This window comes from Neobacillus sp. WH10 (assembly GCF_030123405.1).
Lineage (GTDB): Bacteria > Bacillota > Bacilli > Bacillales > Cytobacillaceae > Neobacillus.
Map to the genome: position 1 here is coordinate 3,652,199 of NZ_CP126110.1, position 25,161 is coordinate 3,677,359.

General features: G+C 37.4%; 28 protein-coding genes. 3 read left to right on the plus strand and 25 right to left on the minus strand.

The window, feature by feature from the left end:
* Window positions 1–174: 174 nt before the first annotated feature.
* From ccsB to QNH20_RS17620, 12 genes are all read right to left on the minus strand, one after another.
* Entirely contained in the window at window positions 175–1,359 is a 1,185-nt protein-coding gene (ccsB, locus tag QNH20_RS17565) for a c-type cytochrome biogenesis protein CcsB (RefSeq protein ID WP_283919269.1), read from the minus strand.
* A complete protein-coding gene (resB, locus tag QNH20_RS17570) occupies window positions 1,360–2,985 on the minus strand; it encodes a cytochrome c biogenesis protein ResB (RefSeq protein ID WP_283919270.1) in 1,626 nt (541 codons plus the stop codon).
* Window positions 2,986–3,009: 24 nt separating this feature from the next.
* Window positions 3,010–3,534, minus strand: a complete 525-nt coding sequence (resA, locus tag QNH20_RS17575; RefSeq protein ID WP_283919271.1) for a thiol-disulfide oxidoreductase ResA — start codon at window positions 3,532–3,534, stop codon at window positions 3,010–3,012.
* A gap of 355 nt (window positions 3,535–3,889) precedes the next feature.
* Entirely contained in the window at window positions 3,890–4,627 is a 738-nt protein-coding gene (gene rluB, locus QNH20_RS17580; RefSeq protein WP_283923441.1) for a 23S rRNA pseudouridine(2605) synthase RluB, read from the minus strand.
* A gap of 201 nt (window positions 4,628–4,828) precedes the next feature.
* A complete protein-coding gene (locus tag QNH20_RS17585) occupies window positions 4,829–5,365 on the minus strand; it encodes a spore maturation protein (RefSeq protein ID WP_283923442.1) in 537 nt (178 codons plus the stop codon).
* A 4-nt stretch (window positions 5,366–5,369) separates the two neighbouring features.
* Window positions 5,370–5,960 (minus strand): nucleoside recognition domain-containing protein, encoded by a 591-nt coding sequence (locus QNH20_RS17590; RefSeq protein WP_283919272.1) that lies wholly within the window; start codon window positions 5,958–5,960, stop codon window positions 5,370–5,372.
* Window positions 5,953–7,101, minus strand: a complete 1,149-nt coding sequence (locus QNH20_RS17595) for a D-alanyl-D-alanine carboxypeptidase family protein (RefSeq protein ID WP_283919273.1) — start codon at window positions 7,099–7,101, stop codon at window positions 5,953–5,955. The genes QNH20_RS17590 and QNH20_RS17595 overlap by 8 nt, the downstream gene beginning before the upstream one ends.
* A gap of 143 nt (window positions 7,102–7,244) precedes the next feature.
* Window positions 7,245–8,135 carry a superoxide dismutase gene (locus QNH20_RS17600; RefSeq protein ID WP_283919274.1) on the minus strand — a complete coding sequence of 297 codons (891 nt, stop codon included), beginning with the start codon at window positions 8,133–8,135 and terminating at the stop codon, window positions 7,245–7,247.
* 129 nt (window positions 8,136–8,264) lie between these two features.
* Complete coding sequence (locus tag QNH20_RS17605) at window positions 8,265–8,753, minus strand: YpuI family protein (RefSeq protein ID WP_283919275.1); 489 nt, start codon at window positions 8,751–8,753, stop codon at window positions 8,265–8,267.
* A gap of 32 nt (window positions 8,754–8,785) precedes the next feature.
* Entirely contained in the window at window positions 8,786–9,205 is a 420-nt protein-coding gene (locus QNH20_RS17610) for a hypothetical protein (RefSeq protein WP_283919276.1), read from the minus strand.
* Window positions 9,206–9,377: 172 nt separating this feature from the next.
* Complete coding sequence (gene scpB / locus QNH20_RS17615; protein ID WP_283919277.1) at window positions 9,378–9,992, minus strand: SMC-Scp complex subunit ScpB; 615 nt, start codon at window positions 9,990–9,992, stop codon at window positions 9,378–9,380.
* Window positions 9,979–10,749, minus strand: a complete 771-nt coding sequence (locus QNH20_RS17620; RefSeq protein WP_283919278.1) for a segregation/condensation protein A — start codon at window positions 10,747–10,749, stop codon at window positions 9,979–9,981. Before QNH20_RS17620 ends, scpB begins: the two co-directional genes overlap by 14 nt.
* Window positions 10,750–10,958: 209 nt before the next feature.
* Here QNH20_RS17620 and QNH20_RS17625 point away from each other — a divergent pair, with 209 nt between their 5' ends.
* Both QNH20_RS17625 and QNH20_RS17630 read left to right on the plus strand, forming a co-directional pair.
* The gene (locus QNH20_RS17625) at window positions 10,959–11,045 is read left to right on the plus strand and encodes a YjcZ family sporulation protein (RefSeq protein WP_101650965.1); all 87 of its coding nucleotides are present in this window, start codon (window positions 10,959–10,961) and stop codon (window positions 11,043–11,045) included.
* A gap of 139 nt (window positions 11,046–11,184) precedes the next feature.
* Window positions 11,185–11,706 carry a DUF309 domain-containing protein gene (locus QNH20_RS17630; RefSeq protein WP_283919279.1) on the plus strand — a complete coding sequence of 174 codons (522 nt, stop codon included), beginning with the start codon at window positions 11,185–11,187 and terminating at the stop codon, window positions 11,704–11,706.
* A 30-nt stretch (window positions 11,707–11,736) separates the two neighbouring features.
* Here QNH20_RS17630 and QNH20_RS17635 read toward each other — a convergent pair whose 3' ends face one another.
* On the minus strand, window positions 11,737–12,087 hold the full coding sequence (locus QNH20_RS17635) for a GNAT family N-acetyltransferase (RefSeq protein ID WP_283919280.1): 351 nt from the start codon (window positions 12,085–12,087) through the stop codon (window positions 11,737–11,739).
* 672 nt (window positions 12,088–12,759) lie between these two features.
* Between QNH20_RS17635 and QNH20_RS17640 the strand changes: the two genes are divergently transcribed.
* Window positions 12,760–13,623: a DUF1002 domain-containing protein gene (locus tag QNH20_RS17640; RefSeq protein ID WP_283919281.1), complete on the plus strand. Its 864-nt coding sequence runs from the start codon at window positions 12,760–12,762 to the stop codon at window positions 13,621–13,623.
* Between the two features lie 361 nt (window positions 13,624–13,984).
* Here the strand turns inward: QNH20_RS17640 and lysA are convergent, their stop codons facing one another.
* From lysA to deoB, 12 genes are all read right to left on the minus strand, one after another.
* Complete coding sequence (gene lysA / locus QNH20_RS17645) at window positions 13,985–15,289, minus strand: diaminopimelate decarboxylase (protein ID WP_283919282.1); 1,305 nt, start codon at window positions 15,287–15,289, stop codon at window positions 13,985–13,987.
* A gap of 155 nt (window positions 15,290–15,444) precedes the next feature.
* A complete protein-coding gene (locus QNH20_RS17650) occupies window positions 15,445–16,935 on the minus strand; it encodes a spore germination protein (RefSeq protein WP_283919283.1) in 1,491 nt (496 codons plus the stop codon).
* Window positions 16,922–17,497, minus strand: a complete 576-nt coding sequence (gene spoVAEA, locus QNH20_RS17655; RefSeq protein ID WP_283919284.1) for a stage V sporulation protein SpoVABEA — start codon at window positions 17,495–17,497, stop codon at window positions 16,922–16,924. Before spoVAEA ends, QNH20_RS17650 begins: the two co-directional genes overlap by 14 nt.
* 131 nt (window positions 17,498–17,628) lie before the next feature.
* Window positions 17,629–18,054: a stage V sporulation protein AB gene (locus QNH20_RS17660; RefSeq protein WP_283919285.1), complete on the minus strand. Its 426-nt coding sequence runs from the start codon at window positions 18,052–18,054 to the stop codon at window positions 17,629–17,631.
* A complete protein-coding gene (locus QNH20_RS17665; protein ID WP_283919286.1) occupies window positions 18,041–18,664 on the minus strand; it encodes a stage V sporulation protein AA in 624 nt (207 codons plus the stop codon). The genes QNH20_RS17660 and QNH20_RS17665 overlap by 14 nt, the downstream gene beginning before the upstream one ends.
* Before the next feature lie 107 nt (window positions 18,665–18,771).
* Entirely contained in the window at window positions 18,772–19,530 is a 759-nt protein-coding gene (sigF, locus tag QNH20_RS17670) for an RNA polymerase sporulation sigma factor SigF (RefSeq protein ID WP_283919287.1), read from the minus strand.
* Window positions 19,531–19,542: 12 nt separating this feature from the next.
* Window positions 19,543–19,983: an anti-sigma F factor gene (spoIIAB, locus tag QNH20_RS17675; protein WP_283919288.1), complete on the minus strand. Its 441-nt coding sequence runs from the start codon at window positions 19,981–19,983 to the stop codon at window positions 19,543–19,545.
* Window positions 19,984–20,334 carry an anti-sigma F factor antagonist gene (spoIIAA, locus tag QNH20_RS17680; RefSeq protein ID WP_283919289.1) on the minus strand — a complete coding sequence of 117 codons (351 nt, stop codon included), beginning with the start codon at window positions 20,332–20,334 and terminating at the stop codon, window positions 19,984–19,986. It lies immediately after the preceding gene.
* A gap of 141 nt (window positions 20,335–20,475) precedes the next feature.
* Window positions 20,476–21,648: a D-alanyl-D-alanine carboxypeptidase family protein gene (locus QNH20_RS17685; RefSeq protein ID WP_283919290.1), complete on the minus strand. Its 1,173-nt coding sequence runs from the start codon at window positions 21,646–21,648 to the stop codon at window positions 20,476–20,478.
* 144 nt (window positions 21,649–21,792) lie between these two features.
* Entirely contained in the window at window positions 21,793–23,097 is a 1,305-nt protein-coding gene (locus tag QNH20_RS17690) for a pyrimidine-nucleoside phosphorylase (protein WP_283919291.1), read from the minus strand.
* A gap of 32 nt (window positions 23,098–23,129) precedes the next feature.
* Complete coding sequence (locus QNH20_RS17695) at window positions 23,130–23,951, minus strand: purine-nucleoside phosphorylase (RefSeq protein ID WP_283919292.1); 822 nt, start codon at window positions 23,949–23,951, stop codon at window positions 23,130–23,132.
* A gap of 15 nt (window positions 23,952–23,966) precedes the next feature.
* Window positions 23,967–25,151 (minus strand): phosphopentomutase, encoded by a 1,185-nt coding sequence (gene deoB / locus QNH20_RS17700; RefSeq protein WP_283919293.1) that lies wholly within the window; start codon window positions 25,149–25,151, stop codon window positions 23,967–23,969.
* Between the last annotated feature and the right edge of the window lie 10 nt (window positions 25,152–25,161).

Sequence of the window (25,161 nt, forward strand, 5' to 3'; positions counted from 1 at the left end):
TACAAAATGGTATTGCATTTTTCTATCTTTTCTCGGTATTTACTCCTATAAAAAGTGTCAATAATTTGACAAAGTCATTTATAAATATATTTCATCGTTTAATATGTTTTAAAAAAAGCCTTCACTTAATAAAAAAAGTGAAGGCTATATAATTAAGTCCTAAAAACAAATGAATTAACCAGCATAAGAATGAAGACCAGCAATAACCAGATTAACTGCAACAAGGTTAAACATTATGATAACAAAGCCAATTACTGCCAGCCATGCTGATTTTTCACCATGCCATCCCTTTGAAAGGCGAAGATGCATAAACGCAGCATAGAATAACCAGGTAATAAGTGCCCAAACCTCTTTTGGATCCCAGCCCCAGAACCGTGACCAAGCCATTTGCGCCCAAATCATCGCAAATATGAGTGCACCCAGCGTAAATACAGGAAAACCAATTAGCACCGATCGGTAGCTAATCTCATCAACAAAGTCGAGTTTAATATTTTTCACAAGCGGCTGAAGAGCCGCTGCAATCCGCTTTCTTAAAATTAATCTGATAAGGCCGTAAAGTATAAGACCAGCCATGAAAGACCAAACAACCGTATTCATTTTTTTAGCATTGATGAAAGCCGGCATGTCAATCAAAGGCTTGAATCCATCTTTTGTTATCAGTTCGCCTTCATGTGGCCCGGTTATAGCAGGCATTGTATATTCGACAACAGCCTGATTACCATGTTTATCAATCCAATTAAATTTTTCATGATAACCAATACCTGAAAATACAGATGAGACAACTACGAACCCAAGCACCGCAACTAATGAAAACATGACCAGTTCGAGCCAAAAGGTTCGTTTGCTCGATTTTGTTTGATCAATAGCTTTAACAAGATAGATTAATCCGGCAGCAAAGCTAATTGCGAGGATTGCTTCCCCAATTGCAGCAGTGGTCACATGAATATGAAGCCAATAACTTTGCAATGCCGGTATTAACGGAGAAATATCCCTTGGAAACATACTTGCATAGGCAATAACCAAAATGGCAACAGGCATTGTAAATAAGCCAAGCAGTGTTGTTCGGTAAATAAAATAAATAACGATAAATGCACCAACAAGAGCCATTCCAAAAAATGTCGTAAATTCAAACATGTTACTTACTGGAGCATGGCCCGCTGCAATCCATCTAGTGATAAAATAACCAAGCTGCGAAATAAAGCCGATAATTGTTAATAATACGGCAATTTTTCCCCACCTGTTGGTTCCATTCTTTTCATTCTTATCCTTCTTTGATTTTATCGACCCTCCATAAAACAAGGTAGCGACTAAATAAAGAATAAAAGCAATAAATAATAAATTACTACTTAGTGTTGCCAACTAGACACCCTCCTCATCCACATTTTCCATTTGAAGCTGATCCTCTGGGATGGCAAGCTTTGTATCTGCTAAAATCGTTTCAAGTTCCCGTTTTAAACCATACCAGTTTTTATTTGTATGAGCAGCGACCCAAACTTGTCCGTTTTTCTTTTGTATCCATATTCGACGATGGTTCCAATAAGCACCTTGTATGACACCGATCATGAAAATGATGCCTCCCAAAATAAACAGCCATAATGAGGAATCTTTACGAACTGTGAACCCTGAAACATTTTGAGTATCAATTCCTTTAAATGCCATTTTGTAAGTATTGTTGCCAAACGGCTCAATTGTCTGCTTAATAGCTACGAAGCTCGTTTCCGGTTTTTCTTTATCAGGTGATGATATTTCAAAAACAAAGGCAGGATTATTAGGTGTGCGTGATTTCGTAGATGGTTCCCCATTTTTATCAAATTCAAAGTCTGGAAAATAATTAAGAATTCTTACTGAATAGCCGTTCCCAAGATCATATATAGCTTTAGGGTCTTCAAAATTAATTTTCACTTCACCAAAAGTCTGGTTCGTATCCTTATTCGTCAGCAAAAAGGTCATCGCTTTTAGCTCACTTCTATATGATGATTGGAAAATTGAGTAACCATCAAAGGATATTGGATGATTTACTCGAACCTTATATTCCTTTACCTTCTCTAGTTTCCGTTCCTCCCCGGGAAGATTTTCACTAACCCGTTTGTATAAAACAACATTAGATTGATAATTCTTAACAACTTGACCAGCCTGCTCAATCGCTTTTTCAAACGTTTTATCTTTATCTTTATCATAGTGCTGGAGTATAAATTGGTTATTTTTGAGGTAGAACTGTTCACCTGTTTCTGGAACAACAGCCGTTTCCCCCTCTTTCACCCATAAGTTCTCATTTACATAAAAACCCGGGATAAACCGAAGCATTCCGCCCAATAAGAAGATAATTAACCCCACATGGTTTACATAAGGACCCCAGCGTGAAAATCGGCCTTTTTCAGCTAATAAATCGCCATTTTCTACCCGAACATGATAGCGTTTTTCCTTTAAATGCTGCTTGATGGTCATTAAATCATTTTCATCGACGTTTTCATTCACACCAAATACCCTTTGACGCTTTAAAAAACCTTCGTGTCTTGTGACTTTTTGGGCTTTTAATGCCTTATATAAAGGGACGACCCTGTCAATACTACAAATAACAAGGGAAATACCTATCATAGCGATTAACAATAAATACCACCATGATCCGAACAAATCATGAAATCCTAACTGATAATATAATTTGCCAAACCAGCCATATTCCTGCTCATAATACACATCCGCAGGCAAGTTTATATACATTTCTTGCGGAAGAATGGTTCCAAGTATGGAAGCAAGCAAAGTAATGATGATTAGCCAAACACCAACTTTTACCGATGAGAAAAAATTCCAAATTTTATCAATAAAGGTTTTACTATATGTTTGTGAGCGCCGGGCACTTCCCTCATAGCGCATATCAAGAAGTTGTTTACCTTTACTGTCTTGTTCATCCAACACTTTTCCACAGGCTTCACATAACACGGTTCCATGCGGATTCACATGCCCGCATTCACATTTTACATCTTTCATGAAAAAAACTCCCCTACAATCCCCTTATGGTTTTATTTTCTCCATAAACTCCTTAATCTTATATTCCGTCAGTTCGCCGGTATAATATTGCACCACATTACCGTCTTTATCTATTAAAAATGTTGCCGGAAGCGAATCAACACCATAAACATTCATGACCTCTTTATCTTTATCAATCATAATCGGAAAATCTAGTTTCAGACGTTCAGCAAATTGATTTACAGCGAGTTCGGACTCCTGTATATCAACAGACAACACCTGCACTCCATTATCTTTATACTGATGATATTGATTGTTAATATACGGCATTTCTTTCTTACAAGGCGGGCACCAGGTTCCCCAGAAGTTTAAAAACACTCCTTGTCCTCGATAGTCAGACAGACGATGCTTGTTTCCCTGCAAATCAACCAAGGCAAAGTCAGGTGCTTTATCTCCAACCGCGACCTTTTGTTTAGTATCTTTTGTTAGATTAGCATAAAGCGAATAGGCAACGGCAGCACCTAGTACAAGTAAAATAATCGTTCTCAAAACTAATCGCCGTTTCTTCATAAAAAACCTCCAGTAAAGTGAAACTTCAATCCGTGGTTTTTTTCATCCCCCACTGATTGTTAGTCCCGCTCTAAAGTCTCTAATATCAAGGCTATCGCCTTAGTATTAGACTTTATGAACCCGATTAGTTCAACTATGCCGATGAAAAAGCACATCGGCAAGTTTCACTGTATCTCACCAATCGGGCTTTTACGGGCAGTTGATCACCACTTAACCCTATTAGGTCCCTCAAAGTCTTGAAATGTGTGTCTTACTGCCCGTTAATGCGGGATAAATCACATGACATAGTTATCTTAAATTATAACACTTTCCAATATTAGTATAGTGTTTACAAAAGAATGCAATTGTGACGATTTTATGAATTTTTTTTAGACATTTCCATTGCGAGAGCCCGTAGCTGCTTTACTTCATGTGGAGTCAGCTCTCTTGCTTCTCCTGTTTTTAACCCGTTTAATGTCAAAAAACCATATTGTTCTCGCTTTAATTTAAGTACCTCATTCCCAATAGCGTCAAACATCCTTCTCACCTGACGATTTCGTCCTTCATGAATAGTAATCTCAACGATCGCCGTTTGTTTCTTTTTATCTACCGAGAGCAATTTAACTTTTGCTGGTGCTGTCTTACCATCCTCTAGGCGAATCCCTTTTTCCAATTTCCTTAAGTTTTCCCTTAATGGAATCCCTTTTGTTTTCGCAACATACACTTTGTCTATTTCATTTTTTGGGTGCATGAGCAAATTAGCAAATTCACCATCATTTGTTAATAGCAGTAATCCAGAGGTATCATAATCTAGGCGTCCGACAGGGAAAATTCTTTCTTTAAACTGTGAAAAGAAATCAGTGACAACCTTCCTGCCCTTGTCATCGCTAACACTTGAAATTACCCCTCTTGGTTTATATAAAAGAAAATAAACAGGTTCTTCTTTCTCAATTTGAATTTCATTTACCTCTACTTTATCGGAAGGAAAAACCTTCACACCAACCTCAGTAACTACTTTTCCGTTTACTTTTACTCTTCCTTCTTTAATAAGCTCCTCGGATTTTCTCCTTGAAGCAATGCCCGCTCGAGCTATTACCTTTTGTAATCTTTCCATCATTTCACCTCAAAAATTTATCCGGATATATAGAAAACCGAATGTTAAATAGGAATATCTCCTATTTACCTGGAAGCCTATACACTAATCTATCCTAATGAATTATGACACAATTCTTTCACTTTTCAAAGTAACGGGTATTATTTTTAAGGAAAAATAAAAAGGCATGTCCCAAATGGAACATACCATTATTTTTTTTAATTAGTTGGTTCCAAAAATAAAGGCAACAATGATAATAGAAACGATGATTCCTACCACATCTGCAAGGAGTCCTACTTTTAGGGCATCCCCCATTTTTTTAATCCCAACAGCGCCGAAATAAACCGTTAAAACATAAAAGGTGGTATCTGTGCTCCCTTGTAAGACGGATGCCAGACGCCCAATAAAAGAATCAGGCCCATTAACAGCAATTAAATCACTCGTCATCCCAAGAGCTGCAGTCCCTGAAATGGGTCTAATTATAAGCAATGGTACAATTTCTGCGGGTACGCCCATTGTCTTCATCAACGGCCTAATCCAATTCATTAAGGCGTCTAATGCACCGGATGCACGAAAAATAGAAATCGCAACCAGCATTCCAACAAGAAAGGGAATGATCGATACAGCGATTTTGATTCCTTCTTTTCCGCCTTCGACAAAGCTTTCATAGGTTGGCACGCGTTTAAACGTACCATATAAAAGAATAAATCCAATTAACAAAGGTATAAAAGTAAGCGAAATATAGGAAATTAACTCCATCTTTTCATCTTCCTTTACGGCTTCTGCGATAATAAAAATAACGGTCAATCATAACTGCCCCTATTGCCGAGAGGATTGTCGCAATAATAGTTGGTACAACGATTTCAGTTGGTGATGCAGAATGATAATTCATCCTTATCGCAATAACTGTTGTAGGAATAATGGTGATACTAGCAGTATTGATTGCCAAAAAAGTAACCATGGATCGGCTTGCTTCATTTTTCCCGCCATTTAATTTCTTTAGTTCCTCCATCGCCTTTATCCCAAGTGGTGTCGCAGCATTTCCTAACCCAAACATATTAGATATCATATTTGACAAGATATAGCCCAGAGCCGGGTGTTTGTGAGGGACATCTGGAAACAAAATTTTCACAAGTGGTCGAAATAGCTTTGACAGCTTCTCGAGAAGTCCGGACTCTTCGGCAATCCGCATCATTCCAAGCCAGAAAACAAGTACACTAATGAGGCCGATACATAGGGTAACCGCTTCTTTTGCACCATCAAAAACCGCTTTAGTAACTGCCTCCATTGTGCCATTAATCAATCCAAATATTATTCCAACGATTGTCATGAATACCCAAATATAATTAACCATGGGCATTCACACCGATGACTGAAAGAAAAATTTCTTTTACAAAATCAAGCAGACCTTTCTTCTTCTTTTTTTCTTGTAGGTTCTGATAGTAAATCGGTGTTTCCTTAACAACCTTTCCATCCAAATAAACAGCTGCCTTACCGACAATTACTTCATTTTTGGAACTCGTCCATTTTTTCTTAGGCTTATTTAATTTATATTTAACTGAAAACAAATCCAATTCATTTTTAGTAGCAGGGTAAACAATGGATTTTTTTACATACAAATGATTTTTATAATATTTGTTTTTTGTTATTTCGATTTTCCCCTTCGCTAACACTTCTAACATATCAAATCCTTTAAACCCACTTTCATACATGGAGATGTGGTCATTCCAATCATCCGGGCCATTTAAGGTTACAGCAATTAGATCCATATCTCCTTTTGTTGCGGTTGTAACAAGCGTTCGTTTCGCACGTTTTGTATAGCCTGTCTTTCCTCCTGTACAATATTTATATTTTGATAGCAGTCGATTCTTATTTTTCCATTCTCTGTCCCAATTTTCTGTTGGGTTTGGTGCTTTATGCACCTTGGTACCTGAGATTTTTTGAAAGGTTTTGTTTTTCATCGCATAGCGCATTAGGATGGCCATATCAAATGCTGTTGAATAATGATCCTCATGATCGTCAAGTCCATGTGGGTTTTCGAAATGGGTATTATACATTCCAATTTCCTTTGCCTTCTGATTCATTAAATAGACAAAGCCATCCAAACTCCCCCCTACATGTTCGGCAATCGCAACAGCTGTGTCATTTCCAGATCTCAGCATCAATCCATAGACGAGTTCGTTAAGCTTGATTTTTTCACCTGGTTTTAAATATACCGATGACCCTTCGGCATGGGTCGCTTGTTCACTCACTTTAACATATTGATTCATTTTCCCCGATTCAATGGCAAGAATCGCTGTCATGATTTTGGTTATACTTGCGATTCTTCTTTTTGTGTGTGCATCCTTCTCATAGAGAACCCGTCCAGTTTTCTGCTCTATTAGCACAGCGCTCGCGGCACTTACTCCAAAGGAAGCATCAACCTTTTGAGGAATGTTTGCAATGAATAGTGAGACCATGAGGGAAATAATTACTAGCTTCAAAATCATTCTCATTAGTTTTAACCTCGTCTCCTTCTAAACTGACTACTTGTCTAATTTTCTAGCTTTGTACAAGTTTATGCGGGACAAGGTTTGATATGACAATTTGCTTTTAGAAAAACGAAAGCACCCGGCGTTAATCCGAATGCTAAAATCGATTAAAATGCAGGCCATTTTATATCTGCTGCTTTTTCAAACCTCATTTCAACATCATGCCAATTGACTAGATTCCACCATTTATCCACGTATTCTGCCCTATTGTTTTTGTATTGGAGATAATAGGCATGCTCCCAAACATCCAGTACAAGGAGGGGAATAGTATCCCACTGTGTTAAAAGCATATGCCTTTCCGATTGTAGCACCTCCAAATGTCTTGCTCTCGGTGACCAAACCAAAAGGGCCCAGCCTACTCCCTCCACTTGCTTGGCAGCTTCAGAGAACTGTTTTTTAAAAGCCTCAAAGCTTCCAAAGTAATTTTCTATTTCTCCCTTTAGCAAGCCTTGAGGGCTCCCCCCGCCGTTCGGACTCATATTTTTCCAAAAAATTGTATGGAGGTAATGTCCAGAGCCATGAAAAGCTAGCTCTCTTGACCAATGCTTAATAAGTGAAAAATCATTGGTTTCTCTAGCTGTTTTAAGATTGATTTCAGCCCGATTTAACCCATCAACATATGAACGATGATGCTTATCGTGGTGCAATCTCATGATTTCCTCAGATATATAAGGCTCTAAGGCATTATATGGATAGGGAAGATCCGGCAGGGTATGTCCACCGGGAGGGAGTGTTTTTTCTACAATCCAAATATTACCGATTTCTTGTTTCCTTCTAAAATATTGTTCCATTTGCTCATGGATGTTCTCGGCCCTTGCTTGTAAACTTAACAGCTCTTCAGATGATAACTCTCGGTTGGTGCTTTCAATTATTTCGGTAAATTCATCAAGTTTTTCCCATAATTCGGAGTCTTGAGCCACTTTTTCCGATTGGAGAAATTTTTTCATTTGCTCATTCCAATCAAATAATTCATTTACATATCGGCTAAAACGATCCATTTTGCTCCCTCTTTTCATTTATCTAGTTTTTTCTATCAAGTAATCATTCTAAATGGTATGAGGGTCTGCACTTGTTAAGAACGAGAAAAGACTGCCCTTTTACAGGACAGTCTTTTGAATTTCCGCTTTTTATTTTGATTGAATCATTTTTGTTCTGTAATCTGTTTCATAGTACTCAAGTTCTTCCCTAAATTTCTGGAAATCGCCTTCTAGACTCTTGATGAGCTGTACTATACTTTCCGATACATTTCGATAAAATTTAATAGAGTTCCTGCCCGTATAGGCAGATCTGCTATCTTCGAACCAAGCATCATTTTTTGGTGAGAAAAACTCTTCAATACATTGGTGGTAAATTTTATAAAGAGTTTTTTCTGCTGCCGCTTTTTGAAAAGGTTCGTTCTGCAAAATAATAGCACATGTTTCTAAACTTTCCGCACTATAAACAACTAGTTTACGTAAATTTGATAAGATTAATTTATTGTAGCTTCGCTCTTCAACATTTTCTAGGCTCAAATCTGATATCGTTGTTTCATTTAAAAAATCTTCAATAGTTATTATTGACTTCGTTAAAAAATCTTTAACATCCTGTAGCTGTATTTTAACCAACGAATTCCCCATATTGATCCCCCTAATATTATCCCTATTTCAAACTATTGTGGCTGCATGATGAACTCAAGTGGAGAACGAAGTTCAAAACCATTATTTTGTTTAAGAGCGAGTATTATTTCAGGTAATTTATTAAAGTTTATGTCTTGAAAATAGGCAGCAAAATCTTGTTTAGAATTAATATACAAGCGCTTACGACTGCGAAGTCCTGGATTTTTCAAGAGACAAACAAGTGCTACGATATCTTTGAAATTTACTTCAATTCCCTCTTGGACAATAACTGGATCTTGTTGATACGGAGTAAATTCAGAGAAGATTTGATCAAAATACCTCACATATAGAACATGAAGCGTTTTTTCCTCTCCATCTTCAACGAAAGTGACTTCACTTCTGTTAAAAAAGTCCTCTGAGGTATTTGATTTTTCTTTTTCTAATTCAAATCCTTTACATTCTTTAATTAGCAACTTAATCCCGCTCCTTATCGAAATGCTTAAAACTATTTGGACAACCGAATAATCATTTTGAAAACGTATATTTATTTTAGCATAAATTCTTTCTTATGATTGCAGTTTAGGAGTTAATCGTTTCCTGGCTAATCAGAATTTATTTTCATAAATTCTGAACGTATAAGTGCAACTACACCTCTGTCTTCGTCCTAAGAGGCTCGTCAATCGGCGAGTTTTCTAAAAATTTCTCAAAAAACAAGTCTGCTTCCTCCTGAATAAATTCTTCCTCCACTTTTTCCGGAAGCTGTGGAAGTTCTTTTAAACTTTTTAATCCAAAATAGTCAAGAAACTCCTTAGTAGTTCCGTATAAATAAGCCCTTCCTGTCCCTTCTGCCCTGCCTACCTCTTTGATTAATACTTTTGAGACAAGCGTATGCAGTGGTCTTTCCGTTTTTACACCGCGAATTTCCTCTATTTCAGTACGGGTAATCGGCTGTTTATAGGCAATGATGGCTAATGTCTCTAAAGCAGCCTGTGATAAGGCAGATGTATGGGGCGAATCAACCAGCTTCTTTAAATAGGCAGCATTTTCTTTCTTTGTCGCAAGTTGATAGGTTCCTGCAAGCTGGACAATCATGATGCCTCTATTGGTTTGTTCATATTCTTGTCTTAAATCCTCAATGATTTCACTGGCCTTTAACTCATCTACTTCTAAAACCTCTTCAATCTGCTTAAGCGAAAGTCCCTCGTCTCCAGCCGCAAACAAAAGGCTTTCAAGTATGCTGCTCCAATTAATTATTTCCATCTACTTCTGCCCCTTCCTTAACAGCTTCAACAAAGATATCCCCAAAGTTTTCATTCTGCTCAACGTCAATTACATTTCTTTTAATAAGTTCCAAAATAGCCAAAAAGGTCACAACTATATGATCCTTTGCCGGGTATGGAAATAATTCATTAAAGTTTTTTCTTCCTTTAAGCTGTTTTAATTCAACCATAATTTCCTTCATTCTTTTTTCAATCGATATTTCTTGGCGGGCAATTTTTGTCGCAAGTGGCCTCTGTAACTTCTTTCTTCGCAACAACTTTTGGAAGGCAGCCAGCATATCATACAAGGAGACATTTAAATCTGTCTTTTCTGGTTGTTTTTCTTTTGCAAAATCAGAAAGATCACTTGGCGGCTTTGTATACATTAGACCTCGTTCTTCTTCCATTGTTTTTAGGTCATGTGCTGCCTCTTTATATTTTCGATACTCAATCAATCGTTCGACAAGTTCGTCCCTTGGATCCTCCTCAAAGGTCATTTCCGGGTCATCGTCAGGGAAAACCTCTTCATGCTTTGGTAAAAGCATTTTACTCTTAATCACTAGTAATGTAGCAGCCATTACTAAAAATTCACTGGCAACATCCAGTTGGAGCTCATTCATTGTTTTAATGTATATTAAGTATTGCTCGGTAATTTCAGCAACAGGAATATCATATATATCAATTTCGAGCCGATTAATTAAATGAAGAAGAAGATCCAACGGCCCTTCAAAAGCATCAATCTTAACCTGATATGGCATTATATTTCACCAAAATTCTAATAAAATTATATTTGTTTATCATACATTACAACTATTAATAGTATAGAGGATTCAATGTGGTTATCCAATAGAAAATTCATTCTCGCAGTGCTTTATTATGAAACCATGATGTTTGCCCATATCAATGGACAACTATCATACATATGATGACATGGAAAAGTTCAATAATTATTTAGGAGGTTTATTATATGGATGGCGGATTTGGAGCCGGATTTGCGTTAATCGTTGTTCTATTCATTTTGTTAATTATTGTAGGTGCTTCTTGGGTTTACTAATAATAAAACGGAAGCTTACAAATAGCTGCGTTAGAGACCTGTCAATCCTGACGGGTTTTTTTATGGTGATTATTTTTTTCAAAGGGTTTTATCAGATTGTGATAAACTATATATACATAATTCTGTTAGGGGGGATCTTTTGTACCCAAAAGAGTATATCCAATTTTTAGCCCATTTTCATGGTGATCGTGATTATTTTGAGTGCCATGAAGTTCTTGAAGAGTATTGGAAAAAGACAGATTCTAAGAACAAATCGTCCATCTGGGTCGGTCTTATTTTATTAGCCGTTTCTACTTATCATCACCGTAGAAATAATTATAAAGGTGCACAAAGAACATTAAAAAAGGCGTTTAAGGTTTTTGACACTCAGGCTGGTTGGTTAAAAAAACTTGGCTTAGATCAACAACTCCTGTACGATTTATTAAAAGAACGTTTATCCAAAATCGAAAAAGAAGAAACATATAATAGCTTTGATTTACCTATCTGTGATTCAATCCTTTTAGAAATGTGCGGAGAGTATTGTGAACAAGAGGGTTTTCTATGGGGAAAAGCAAGTGATTTTACTAAACGCAGCCTCATTCATCGCCATAAATTACGGGATAGAACAAGTGTTATCGATGAAAGACGCAAGTCCTTAAAAATACGAAAAGGCAGAGAATAATGTTATTCTCTGCCTATTTTATTAGTCCACCTAGCAAACATCGCATTTTTCAATAAATGCCGCAGTGTTTTCATTTGAAATAATATCCTTGTCGGAATACATATCTTTCAATGCCTGAACCATTTTTTTCCCTACACCCTGAAAACGATGGGAAGGGTTAACAGAAATATGCTGAATCATTAAAGCATTTGCATCATTCTGATAAAGAACCCCAAGCAGCCCAATAATATCTTCTTCTTTCCACAAAAAAAGCTGCCAATCCTCTTCAATCTCATATTCCTTTATTGTGTGCTGTAGCTTCTTTAGATCCTTTTCACTTGGCATAAAGGATAATAAACCCATAGCAATTTTTTCAAATGTCTTTTTATAACGAATTAACATTTTTATCCCTCATTATATTAAATAAACCGATGTAACTATCTGGTTTAACAATAGTATATTTTTTCCAAATTAATCATTACTAAACATTTATTCATTATATGTAGTTAATTTAATTATGTATCACTAAACACAATCATACATAAATAATAGACAATCATCAAATATAATTAGTGCTATTGTTTAGGGCCAATAAAAATCCAGTAGATTATTCCCCAAATAACAGAGATGCCAATAAGGATACTAAATAAAACCCAATTTTTTTTCATGAAAAACTTTCCCCCAAAACGTAAATGGTATTTCACGTCACAATCTATTATGGAATTATTACTCATTCGAAAAACCAACCTAACATAATAAAGGTGGTCTGAGTAGAGCTGTAGCTTACTTCATTCATCGTGTAAAATGTAAATTATCCACTTTGACAGGATATACTAAATCGCTTTTTGCTGCGCTCCGCCCCTCTTCCATACAAGAGTTCTGTCCTGACCACCATTCTACACCAAATAACAAAAATAATCTATTTTATCTTATAAATGTTGCATTTCTCCATTAAAATATCAAAACTATGAAACTTCTGGATTAAATAGTACGTTATTAATAAAGGTTTCGGTTATATTATTAAAAGAGCTTTGAAATTTTTTTAACTATGGTTAAACTTCAAGGAGGCAAACAATGAAAAAAATAATGATTCTTCTACTATTATCTTTTGTACTATTCTATCCAATTCGCAGCTTTGCTGACATGGCTGAAGGGGATATGATAGTCACATTAGGCGAAAATTTGACAGAAGAACAAAAAAATAACCTATTAGAAGAAATGGACGCACCGAAAGATGTTCAAATTGTGACCGTATCGAATCAAGAAGAACATCAATATTTAGGGAAATACGTCTCGAAATCACTCATCGGTACAAAGGCAATCTCATCCTCTTCCGTAACAATTGCTCCAAAGGGTTCAGGGATTACGGTGAAAACAAAGAATATCAACTGGGTTACAGATGAAATGTATGTCAATGCCTTAATTACAGCTGGCGTTAAAGATGCCAACATCTACATTACTGCCCCGATGTCTGTATCTGGAACTGCAGCCTTAACTGGTATTATTAAAGCATATGAAATCTCTGCTGATAAGACAATTCCAGAAGAAGTAAAGCAAGCTGCGAATCAAGAGATGGTAGAAACCGCCAAACTGGGAGACTCCATCGGCGATGAGAATGCTGCTGCTCTTATAGCTAAAGTAAAAGAAGATATCGCTAAAAATAAGCCGAAAAATGATGAAGAGTTACAGAAAATTATTGAGCAGGCAGCAAAGGATTTAAATGTCACACTTACTGATGAAGAAATGCAAAGATTAATTGACTTTTTTAATAAACTAAAGGATCTAAACATTGACTGGAACCAAGTAAGTGACCAGCTTAATAAAGCAAAAGATCAAATATCAAAATATCTTCAATCTGAAGAAGGGCAAGGTTTTTTAGAAAAAATCAAGCAATTTTTCATTTGGCTGATTGATGCCATTAAATCCATTTTCTCTTAAGAAAAGCGCAAGCGGCCGTTTAACGGCGAATAGACTGGAGCACTTCGACTGAGATAAAGGAAACACGGAGAGCGATAGCGATCCGATGTTGACTTATCGTAGGAAGAAGAGCGAAGTCTACTAGCCGTTGGGCGCTGGAGCTGGACATTTCTCGAAGTCGAAATTTATACTTTCTATCTCATAAGAAAAGCGCAAGCGGTCGTTTAACGGCGTATAGACTGGAGCACTTTGACTTATCCAAGGAAATAGAGCAAAATACATTAGCCGCTAGGCGCCTGAGATAGACAACTCTCAATATCCAATGTTATAAATTCAATATCATTTAAAGTTAAAAAGCTGCCGCCTCAGCGACAGCTTTCTTCTATTTAAGCGGCAAATCAAGCCTTACTATGTCTTCATACGATTCTCTTTTTACAACAAGTGTGGCTTTACCTTTTTCAACAAATACAACGGCCGGACGGGGAATCCTGTTATAGTTGTTTGACATGGAATAACCGTATGCACCAGTGCAAAAGACAGCAAGAATATCCTCTTCTCCTGCTTCCGGAAGCGGTAAATCCCAAATTAACATATCACCCGATTCACAGCATTTTCCGGCAATTGATACGGTTTCATTTGCTTTTGCTAAAGGTTTATTCGCAAGAACAGCTTCATATTTTGCCTGGTAAAGTGCAGGCCGGATATTATCACTCATCCCGCCATCAACAGCTAAATATTTCCTGACTCCTGGAACTTCTTTGGAAGAACCTACCTGGTAAAGGGTAATACCTGCATCACCTACAAGCGAACGACCCGGCTCAATCCAAATTTCTGGCATTTTTAATGAGTGCTGCTCTGTTAAATTTTTTACTTCTGTAATAATTTCACTTACATATTGCGAGGGGGGAATGGGCTCATCTTCTTTTGTATAGCGGATCCCAAACCCTCCGCCTAAATTTAACACCTTTGCTTCGAAGAAAAGCTCATTTTTCCAGAATTCCATCTTTTCAACAATTTTCTTTGCTGCTAGTAAAAATCCTGTTGTTTCAAAAATTTGGGATCCAATATGGCAATGAAGTCCGAGAACATCAAAATATTCAAACTGAATCGCGGTTTTTAATGCCTCTTCTGCCTGTCCATTTTGAAGGTCAAAACCAAATTTTGAATCCTCCTGCCCGGTTAAAATATAGTCATGGGTATGTGCCTCAATTCCTGGTGTAACCCTTAGTAGGATGCTGATCTTCACATTTTTCTCATTGCAAATGGTTTTTAAAAGTTCCATTTCTGTAAAATTATCAACAACAATACAACCGATTCTTTGGTCTAAGGCCATTTCTAATTCTTCTCGACTTTTATTATTTCCATGAAAATGAATTCTTTCTACCGGAAATCCAGCTATAATTGCCGTATACAATTCACCACCAGATACGACATCTAGTGACAACCCCTCTTCCTCTGCTAACTGAATCATCGCTACTGTTGAAAATGCTTTACTGGCATAAGCGACTTGAGCTTTTACATTTAGGTCATCAAATGTTTGTTTAAAGCCCCGTGCCCTTTCTCTCATTAAGGCTACATCATACACATACAGCGGAGTTCCAAATTGTTGTGATAATTCAATTGCATCAACCCCGCCTATTTCTAAATTTCCGTTTTTATTTACACCTGTTGACCCATAAAAATACATTCCCTTTCCCTCTCTCCGTAAACAACTTACTATAGATTATGTAGACAATTATAATAAATAAATAGACAGAATCTCCATAAGATACTGCCTATTTTTATTCCTTTAACCCTTTATTTAATTAAAATTACTTTAGCATAACTGTAAAAAAACCGCAATTATTTCTCGTTCGCCTTCGGTGGCTGTCTAAAACGATTTCTAGGGTGTACAATACTTGGTCTTAATATAGATCCAGGGATTGCCCTGCGGAAGATAATCTGCATAAATCCTTTTGGTTCGAAAGGAAGAAACGGCCAAAAGTATGGTGCATTAAGTGCACGCAAGTTAACAATAAATAAAAACAAGATGGTAATTCCAATGACGAAGCCGGGCGTATGAAAAATGGCTACCAAAATCGTTAGTGCCATTCTGGCAATTTTATTTGCCACACCTAACTCATAGCTCGGAGTCGTAAATGTGCCGATCCCTGCCAAAGCAACATAAAGGATCACCTCAGGAACAAATAGACCAACGTCAATCGCAATCTGTCCAATCATTACTGCCGCAATTAAGCCCATTGCCGTTGATAATGGTGTCGGGGTATGAATGGCAGCCATCCTCAAAAATTCAATACCAAAATCCGCTAATATTAATTGAATGACAACGGGAATATTGGTTTGTTCATTCGGTCCAATGAATGAAATTTTTTCAGGTAATAGGGACGGTTCCAATACGAACAGCAACCATAATGGAAGTAATACAAGGGATGCTAAGACACCTAAAAACCGAGTCCAACGCACAAAAGTCCCCATTGCAGGTGATTCCCTAAATTCTTCAGCATGCTGTACATGATGAAAGTAGGTTGTCGGGGTAATAATTACGCTTGGAGAAGTATCACAATAAATAATGATATGACCTTCTAATAAATGAGCAGCAGCGACATCCGCTCTTTCCGTATATCTTACTAACGGAAAAGGATTCCACCCCTGTTTAACGATAAACTCTTCAATTGTTTTATCTGCCATCGGAATACCGTCAACATGGATAGCTTTTATTTCTTTTCTAAGAATATTAAGTAAGTCAGCATCTGCCACATCCTCTAAATAGCCTAATGCTACATCTGTTTTCGAACGCTCGCCAACTTTATACATTTCAAAGCGAAGTCGTTCGTCACGGATTCTCCTTCTTGTCAAAGCTGTATTGAGAATAATATTTTCAACAAATCCGTCACGTGATCCTCTAACTACTCTTTCTGTATCAGGCTCTTGAGGGGCCCTCCCGGGATAACTCCTTACATCAATTACAAGGGCTGTATTTTGCCCTTCTATCACAACAGCAATTAATCCAGATAGAACCTGATCAACAATTTTATCAAGCGTTTTAACCTGTTCAACCGATTGGTTAACAAGTCTATTTTCAATAATCTTAAATATGTCCGTTGATAATTTTTCATGATCATTGATTTCAACTAACTCTTCAATTAACTCTATAATAAAACGTGTATCGCATAACCCATTTACATAATAGATATGGACATCTTTTTTTAGAATTTTTAACTTTCTGACCCCAAAATCAAAACTAACCCCGAGCCCCACACGCTGTTTCATATAATTTTCAATTTCATGCACTGATTCCGGGATTGGCCATTTTTGCTCGTTACTTCTTGCCATAAAAGCCACTCCTTTCAAGAATTAATTCCACTGCTTTTTTCGTGATCGGCGAACCAAGTTTGTAAGAATCGAGTCTTGCCATTTTGCCAATATCACCAACACCCACTATAATAGGCACATCCAAATCATCAAGACAATAAACGGTATCTCCATTTATTCTCCCGATTTCAAGTTCTGGAATACCAAATTTATCTACTCCATAGGGCGTTAACTCTCCATCACGATCGATGCTTATATCAACCCTTGTCCATTCCTCATGTCTAGATTTTGCGGCAACTGCAATAACCCCTAGAATTTCGATGTCTTTATGTAAAGCAACATATTTCAATGCGGATTCACCCGCCCCTTCACCTACTATGCCGCTATCATCAAACATTACTAATACCGGATCGTGTTGGGCTTTTTTTATTAAATTGACAATTTCTGGACCTGTTAATGTTGAAGGATTTCCATGAGAACTGGAAATACATCGTCCACCAATCTCTTGAGCAACATGCTCAACAGCTCTTTTTGCATATTCATCACCGTCAGTAACTAAAATAACACGCCTCCGAATACTCATACTTTGATGTCCCTTCATTTAAAAAAAGTAAACGCCATAATAAGCTGGTATCCTTGAAAACCAAAGATTCTTAATTATGGAACGCTTCGCTTCGAAGCTTATCCTGGTGGAGCTGAACTGTTTTCAAGGTATTAATGATGAACAAAATAAAGCCATTGAAAAATGGCACCAAATATTTTCCCAAATACAATTGCCATGATTAAGATAATAATTTGTCCATCTAAGCGAATCCTTTTTACGAGAATCGGCAGGACATTTAGGACCTCAGTTAGGGCTGCAGCTAACATTCCAATAAATATTCCACCGGTAATACCTAATGGAATCAAAAAATAGGATGATATATATAATGTTGGATCCCTAAGACTCGCTAATACCCCAGTCAGCGCCCCTATCACAACTGCCCATTCATACTGGTGAATCATTTTCATTGTTTTACTAAGTTGTGTCAGCCTTGGAATCACTCCAAGTACGGTAAGGAATGCAACAAAACCAGAACCTACGGCCAATCCACTTGATAATCCTACAAATAGGACTGCCAAAATTTTAATCGTCGTCATTAATTCGTTTCATACTTTCTTTGTTTTCATGGATTATGACATAATTATCTAAATCTAGCTGATAATTAAACATTTCTACTTCAAGTGGACTGGGTTCTTCATTGATCCGTTTCTTAAATACATGATTAAAAAATAGAATCATCCCTAGACCCAAACCAATAGAATAGGGAATTTGAAACAATAATGGCTTTGCATCTTTCTTACCCGTTATAATTGTATAAATTTTTTCATGGACACTTTTCATACTGACATCATCATGAAAATTCATAATCGCCATAGCTGAACCGAAAAATAACAGAAACCAAATTAACAGAAAAAAAGGAATGGAAACCCCCTTTTTTTTAAAGGTTACTTCTATAATGGTTTGTGCAGGACCAATGGTTTGAACTTCACAATCCTCAAAAGTATCTGTAATCAAATTGATAACTCTCATCACATCAATGACCACTATATTCCGATCTTTTAGGGTTAATTGATGAACCATCATTGTTTTGATATTTGAGAGAACAGATTCTGGAGCAATGATTTGGGCAACATCCTTTAACAAAACTTTTTCTTCCGGTTCTGCTTGGACACGATTCCGCATGCGGATGTAGATGGTCTTTTCCAAAACATTCACTTCCCACACAATGATTTCCTTGTATATGTAGTATGGATAATAAGCTGTTTTTTCATGTATAAAAGTGCTAAGGTAGACGAAACAAAAAACCGTATGGATTAGAGATCCATACGGTCTTTCATTTGCTGTAATATCTTTTTTTCCAGTCTAGAAACCTGAACTTGAGAAATCCCCAACCTAAGGGCAACTTCTGACTGTGTTTGATCCTTATAATATCTTAAATAAACGATTAATCTTTCCCGTTCATCCAATTCAAGGATAGCTTCTTTTAACGCAATTTTATCAAACCATTTTCCTTCATTACCGTCATCAATTTGATCTAATAATGTAATCGGATCCCCATCGTTTTCATAAACTGTTTCATGAATAGATGAAGGTGTCCTGCTTGCTTCTTGAGCAAGGATCACGTCTTCCGGCGATAGTTCTAGATGTGCAGAAATTTCGGTAACAGTTGGTATTCTTCCTAGTGTCTTCGATAATTCATCCTTTGCTTTTCGGATTCTGTTCCCCATTTCCTTCAGTGATCTGCTCACCTTCACTGTCCCATCATCGCGGATAAATCGTTGGATTTCACCAATGATCATTGGTACAGCATATGTGGAGAACTTAACATCATAGGAAAGGTCAAACTTATCAACTGATTTTAATAATCCTATGCAACCTATTTGGAACAAGTCATCAGGGTCATAGCCCCTATTAAGAAACCGTTGCACAACAGACCAGACGAGACGCATGTTTTTTTCAACGATTAAATCTCTAGCTTCTTGGTCTCCTTCTTGGCTCTTTTTAATGAGCTCTTTCACTTCATGATCCTTTAAATACGTTTGACTTTTATCGTTCTTGACCTCCACATCCATCGGCAAGTCTCCTTAATTGCAAAGCATTTTGCGCAATTTTAAATGCTTCCGTAATCTAACCTCGGTTCCTCGACCTGGCTGTGAATGAACCTCTACCTCATCCATGAAATTTTCCATGATGGTGAATCCCATACCGGATCGTTCTAGATCCGGCTTCGTTGTAAATAATGGCTGACGAGCTTCCTCCACATCTACAATTCCTAAACCAACATCCTTAATGGTCATATCAATCAAACTGTCCTCAATGGAAACATGAATGTATACAATTCCATTTGGATCATTTTCATAACCATGAATAATCGCATTGGTTACAGCTTCTGATACGACTGTTTTAATCTCTGTCAACTCATCCATTGTTGGATCAAGCTGGGCAATAAAGGCTGCAACGGTTACACGTGCAAATGACTCATTTTGACTTAAAGCACTGAATTGAAGGTTCATCTCATTCTTCATTCAGGCCACCCCCAATCTATGCAATGCAAATTCCTCAGTCGGTTCCATTTTGATGATCTTAAATAAACCAGACATATCGAATAATCTTTGTATTGCAGGGGAAATTGCACAAACGACCATTTCTCCGTGCACCTGTTTTATTTGTTTGTATCTTCCTAAGATAACCCCTAATCCAGAGCTATCCATGAAGGATAATTGTTCTAGATTTAAGACAATATGACGTATATCGTTTTTTTCGATCATTGCTATCGCCTGCTCGCGAAGTTCATCCGCTGTATGGTGATCTAATTCACCACTTAAGCGAATACATAAAACTGCGTGTTTTATTTCCATTTCAATGGTAAGACTCACTATCCCCGGCCTCCTTAATCTGGTATAGTGAGTCAATTCGCTTCCCAAACGATAATATCCTTCTATAAATACAAAACTAGTTTAAATTCGCTAAAATTAGTAATGTACTTTGAAGTTTCGACATTAACGCATTTTGGCTGATTACTTGCCAGCCTTCGTAAACATTCCGAATGAACGTTTATAAAGTGTCCACCATCCTGCTTTCTTTACATCTTTACCCGCCACTAAAGGGCTTTCAAGAATGACTTTTCCTGCCTTAATAAGCTTAATAGTTCCTACCTGTTCACCCTTCGTAATGGGGGCATTAAGATTTTTTTTCAGGAACATCTTTTGTTTAACATCCTCTGTCTTTTCACCTTTTTTTGTCAGTAATGAAAGTGGTTCGCTTGTTACAGCCTCGAGAGACTTCTCATTCCCTTTACTTATTTTGACTTGACCTATTGTTTGATTTCTCTTAAACATCGGATGTGTCTGATATTGAGCAAAGGCATAATTAAGCATTTTAGTAACTTGCGCATTTCTTTCCTTAGAGGTTGGGGAACCAAAAACGACCGCAATCACACGCATGCCATTTTTTTGGGCTGTTGCCGTTAAGCAATATTTTGCTTCTGCGGTAAAGCCAGTTTTAAGTCCATCTACGCCTGGGTAAAAACGTACTAATTTATTTGTATTAACAAGCCAGAATTTTTTGTCTGTATTTTCACGAAGGTATGCTTCATACATACCTGTAAATTTTGTAATGTCTTCATATTTTAGGAGCTCTTTTGACATAACAGCCATATCTGATGCTGAGCTATAATGCCCACTCACTGGAAGTCCAGTTGTATTCTTAAAGACCGTATGCTTTAATCCTAGTTTTTGGGCCTTATCGTTCATCATATCAACAAACGCTTCTTCTGAACCTGCAATTCTTTCAGCCATGGCAACAGATGCGTCATTTCCGGAACCAATTGCAATTCCTCTTAACATTTCCTTGGTTGTCATTTCTTCTCCTGGCTCAAGAAAAATTTGTGAACCGCCCATAGAAGCTGCATACTCACTTGTTCGGATTTTTTCATCCCATTTCAACTTTCCTTGATCCAACGCTTCCATAATTAAGAGCATCGTCATGATTTTGGTCATACTTGCAGGCGGCAGCTCTTCATTACTATTTTTCTCATAGAGAACTGTTCCTGTATCGCGTTCAATTAATATAGCAGATTTTACATTGCTGACGATATCCGTATTCTTTTTTTCTTCTGCAGCAAATGCAGATGGACTCCATAAACATGTAAGTAAAAAAGATGTCACTATGAAAGAGACAAATCGTTTCATTCGCATAACCCTCCATTCTTTATAGCCTCCATTTTTTCCAAAAATAATTATCTTATACAATTATTTCCACAACAATAGATAAAAAATAGGGTGTCAGGCACCATGTGAAAAAATCACATGGTGCCTGACACCCTTTTGATTTTATTACTCTGTTATTTCTTGGTGAATAAGGATTGGTGCTTCTACTTTAGAGGCTGAAGTCTTGATATTTTGATAAAGTTTTTCTTTTACTTCTTCGATATTTTCAAAGTTGCTGTAAATCGTTACTAATGATTCGCCTTTTTTCACTTGGTCACCGATTTTCTTTCTTAATACAAGGCCAACAGCAAGGTCAATAACTGATTCTTTCGTTGCTCTTCCAGCTCCTAATAGCATAGCTGCAGTTCCAACCTCATCAGCAACGATTTCAGCTACATAACCATCTTCCTTTGCTTCAAGCTCGAAAGTGTATTTTGCTTGCGGCATTTTAGAAGGTTCATCGACAATGGAAGCATCCCCGCCTTGTGAACTTAAAAATACTTTTAATTTTTCAAGTGCAGAACCATCTTTAATGACGTTTTCAAGCAAGGTACGTGCTTCTGATAATGAGCTCGCCTTTTCAGCTAAATAAACCATGTGGCTTCCAAGCGTTAAACAAAGCTCTGTCAAATCCTCAGGGCCTTCACCTTTTAGCGTATCAATCGCTTCCTTCACTTCAAGAGCATTTCCGATAGCATATCCTAGCGGCTGGCTCATGTCAGAAATGACAGCCATTGTTCTTCTGCCAACATTGTTCCCAATCCGAACCATTGCCTTAGCTAATTCACGTGAGTCATCTAGTGTCTTCATAAAGGCGCCAGCACCTGTTTTAACATCAAGAACAATTGCATCCGCACCTGCAGCAATCTTTTTACTCATAATAGAACTTGCAATAAGCGGAATGCTATCAACGGTAGCCGTTACATCTCTTAGTGCATAAAGCTTTTTATCAGCAGGTGTTAAGTTACCGCTTTGCCCAATTACTGCAATTTTATTTTTATTAACTAGGTCAATAAACTCATTATTTTCAATTTCTACGTGGAAGCCTTTAACAGCCTCTAATTTATCAATTGTTCCACCCGTATGACCTAAACCACGACCGGACATCTTAGCAACCGGGACACCTAATGCAGCAACAAGAGGTCCGAGAACGAGGGTGGTGGTGTCTCCCACTCCACCCGTTGAATGTTTATCAACTTTAATCCCTTCAATTTGCGATAAATCAATTTGATCCCCAGATTCAACCATTGCCATCGTTAAATCTGCTCTTTCCTTTTCGGTCATTCCCTTAAAATAAATGGCCATTGTTAAGGCACTTACCTGATAATCTGGAATGGAACCGTCTGTATAACCATTTATAATAAATTTAATTTCTTCTGTTGATAATTCCTGTCCATCTCTTTTTTTCTCAATTAGGTCAACCATTCTCATTGTTATCACCACTTCCTTTATTAGTTGCCAAATTATTTTGCAATATTTTTTACAATTTCTTTTATATAAGAAAGGAAATCAGCTTTTACTTTTTCAGTCGTTTCGATTACCTCATCATGTGTTAACGGCTGATCAAGAATTCCGGCTGCCATATTAGAGATACATGAAATACCCAGTACCTTCATTCCACTGTGGCTGGCAACAATTACCTCAGGTACAGTGGACATACCAACCGCATCACCGCCCATTACACGTACCATTCGAATTTCTGCCGGGGTCTCATATACTGGTCCTGAATTTCCGAAATAGACACCTTCTTTAACATTGATGTTTAAGCGGTCTGCAATTTCTTTTGCCATGGCCCGCAGTTCTTTAGAATATGCCTCAGACATATCTGGAAAGCGAGCACCTAGCTTGGAATCATTCGGTCCGATTAACGGATTTGTCCCCATATTATTAATATGATCAGTAATAATCATTAAATCTCCGGCTGAGAAACTTTCATTTACACCGCCAGCTGCATTTGTGACGATTAACATTTCAACCCCTAGTTCTTTCATAACACGAACTGGGAATGTCACTTTATCCATGCTGTATCCTTCATAGAAATGAAAACGACCTTGCATAGCGACAACTTCTACGCCATTTAGCAGCCCGAATACGAGTTGTCCGGCATGACCTTCTACTGTAGAAACAGGAAAATCAGGGATTTCATTATAAGGTATTTTGACCGGATTCGTAATTTCATCCGCTAATACTCCTAAGCCAGAACCTAATATTAGACCTATTTTTGGCGTATTTGGATATTTTTCTTTTAAAAAGCTAGCAGCATTTTGAATATTTTCAAAGTTCATTATTATTCCCCTTCCTTATTTCAATTCATTTAAAAAGCTTTTACCATACTGCGGCATTTTCACCTTAAAGTTTTCAGCAACGGTTGCTCCGAGGTCAGCAAATGTTTCCCGTAAAGGTAGTTCCTTTCCTTCGGCCATTCTCTTTGAGTAAACAAGTAATGGTACATATTCACGTGTATGGTCTGTACCTGGAGCAACAGGATCATTTCCGTGGTCTGCTGTTATCATTAACAGATCATCTTCATTCATTTTTGCAAATACTTCCGGCAGGCGGGCATCATATTCCTCAAGTGCCTTTCCGTAGCCTTCAGGGTCCCGGCGGTGTCCATATAATGCATCAAAATCTACCAAATTTACAAAGCTGATTCCTGTGAAATCCATATCAAAAGTTTCGACAAGTTTATCCATGCCATCCATATTCGAAACCGTTCTAAGTGATTGGGTAACGCCTTCTCCATCATAAATATCAGAAATTTTCCCGATTGCAATCACATCATAGCCAGCATCTTTTAATTCACTCATTACTGTGCGGTCAAATGGTTTTAGAGCATAATCGTGACGGTTCGGTGTCCGTTTAAAGTTCCCTGGTTCACCTAAGAATGGACGAGCAATGACGCGTCCCACCATGTACTTTTCATCAAGCGTTAATTCACGAGCAATTTTACAAATGTTATAAAGCTCTTCAAGTGGGACAATTTCTTCATGGGCAGCAATTTGAAGTACTGAATCAGCAGAAGTATAAACGATTAAAGCCCCCGTTTTCATATGTTCTTCCCCTAGTTCATCCAAAACGGCCGTTCCGCTTGCAGGCTTATTTCCAATCACTTTTCGGCCAGTACGTTTTTCTAATTCAGAAACAAGTTCATCTGGAAAACCTTCCGGAAATACTTGAAATGGCGTTTGGATATTCAACCCCATGATTTCCCAGTGTCCTGTCATTGTGTCTTTTCCGTTTGAAGCTTCCTGCATTTTTGTATAAAATGCTAACGGCTTCTCCGCTTTTTCAATCCCTTTAATTTCACGAATATTACTTAATCCTAATTTCCCCATATGCGGCATGTTAAGGCCATTCATTCTTTCGGCAATATGACCATAAGTATCTGCACCCTTGTCACCAAATTTCTCCGCATCAGGCGCTTCTCCAATACCGACTGAATCCATTACGATAATAAAAATACGTTTATATGTAGTTGACTCCATATGACTCTTC